This is a genomic window from Sphingomonas sp., assembly GCF_048594985.1.
GTDB lineage: Bacteria > Pseudomonadota > Alphaproteobacteria > Sphingomonadales > Sphingomonadaceae > Sphingomonas_I.
The window spans coordinates 1-1,793 of record NZ_JBMDXG010000033.1; the positions used below are offsets into that span (position 1 = coordinate 1).

Consider the following 1,793-nt stretch of genomic DNA (forward strand, 5'->3'; position numbering starts at 1 on the left):
CGTAATGAAGGTGCGGGGCGGCCTCGCTCGCCGAGCCGGTCGAGCCCACCGCGCCGATCACCTGCCCGCGCTCGACCTTCATTCCTTCGGCGAGGTCAGGCGCGTAACTATCGAGATGCGCATAATAATCCTGCCAGGCGGGATCGTCGCGACGGATGTAGACGGTGCGCCCGCCATCCTTGCTGTCGAACAATTTCTCGACCGTACCCGCCGTCGCTGCGAGCACTGGCGTGCCCTGCGGCGCCATGATGTCGATCGCGCGATGATCGCGGCTGCCGCCACCCCGTTCCTGCCCCCAGCTGTCGGTCAGCGCGTCGGCCGCGACGCCAGCGACCGGGATGGCGAGCGTGGCGCCCGCATCGGCCGAGACGACGGATAGCGTGGTCGTGGTGGAAACGGGCCCGCCCCCCTGCCGCAGTAGCAGGACGAAAATCGCAATGACCGCCGCGAAGCCGGCCAGCAGCCACCAGCCGAGCCGGGTCACGGCTGGAACACCGCGGGCGTTCCCGGGCGCACCATCATTGCGAGGCGCGCCGCATCCCAGTTGGACAGGCGAATGCAGCCATGGCTTTCCGCCCGCCCGATCGTCTCGGGGTGCGAGGTGCCGTGAATGCCGTAATGCGGCTTGTCGAGGTCCATCCACACCACGCCGACCGGTCCGTTCGGACCCGACTTCAGCAATTGCTTGTCGTCCTTGCTGTCGGCGTCCCAGAACAGATCGGGGTTGTAGTGGAAGGGCGGCAGATAGGCCGTGCCCTGAATCTTCCAGCGGCCGATCGGCAGCGGATCATGCTCGCTGCCCATCGTCGCGGGAAACTGCGCGACCAGCTTATCGTCCTTGCCGTAGACGCGCAGCACCCCGTCGGACTTGTCGACCACTACCCGCTCGGCACGCGGCTGCGACGAAGAGACGCTCAACTGCCGGAGCGAGTCGCGCCATTCGGGCTTCAGGCTGTCGGGATAGGCAATCTCGGCCGGCAGGACGTTGGGGACGTTGATCACGGTGCCGACGCGAAGGCGGGTCTGCGGGCTGTTCAGCGCGACCAAGATTGCCTTGGAGGTATGGAACCGCTCGGCGAGCTTTTCCATCACGTCCGAATAACCCATCGTCGCCAACTTCGCCTGCGCGGCGGGATCGCTCGGAAGCGGTCCGACGAACGGCCCCGCCAACGCCCAGCGGCTCAACGCCACGCCGACCACGCCCGGCGTGACCATGTCCGGGCGCAGCGCTTCGAGCGTGGCGCGATTTATTTCGCCCGTCACGCGCAGTCCGCGCGCCTCCTGGAAGCCCTTGAGTGCCTTGACCAGCGAACTGCCGCGCCGGCCGTCGATGATCCCGGGTCCGAAGCCCAGCCGGTCGAGCAGCACCTGAACCTGCAGCGTTCCCAGATCGGGTGCCGAGCTCTCCGTCGGCGCGGCCGCCATTCCCGCATTTCCAAGACAAGCCGTTGCAATCGCGAGGCAAACACCGGCAACCTTTAGTTTAACCACGCGTGCTAAACTCCTATCTTGGCAATTGGGCACTCAGGTGGAACGCCGTTTTGCGGCTTTCTTTCCGCAGAGCGGGACCGTTATTGATGTTGAACATGGAACTGGGCCGCCGGCGGCTGCTGGGCGGCGCGCTGGCCACGGGCGCGGCGATGTTTGTCGGAAAGGGCGCGTTCGCCGCGCTGCCCGAACAACGCCTCGCCATCCGCAACATTCACACGAACGAGACATTCGACGCGCGCTTCTTCGGAGCGAACGGCTGGGACGCGCAGGGCCTGGCGGAGCTGACTCATGCGCTGCGCGAC

At 66.5% G+C, this 1,793-nt stretch carries 2 protein-coding genes and 1 pseudogene; 1 reads left to right on the plus strand and 2 read right to left on the minus strand.

The window, feature by feature from the left end:
- Positions 1-484: M23 family metallopeptidase (locus ACOJSF_RS01240; protein WP_420140425.1), on the minus strand; the 484-nt coding region annotated here is incomplete at its 3' end.
- Positions 481-1,425, minus strand: a complete 945-nt coding sequence (locus tag ACOJSF_RS01245) for a L,D-transpeptidase family protein (protein ID WP_420140426.1) — start codon at positions 1,423-1,425, stop codon at positions 481-483. The genes ACOJSF_RS01245 and ACOJSF_RS01240, both read right to left, overlap by 4 nt.
- 161 nt (positions 1,426-1,586) lie before the next feature.
- Here ACOJSF_RS01245 and ACOJSF_RS01250 point away from each other — a divergent pair.
- A pseudogene (locus ACOJSF_RS01250) lies at positions 1,587-1,793 on the plus strand (hypothetical protein); the annotation flags it as partial.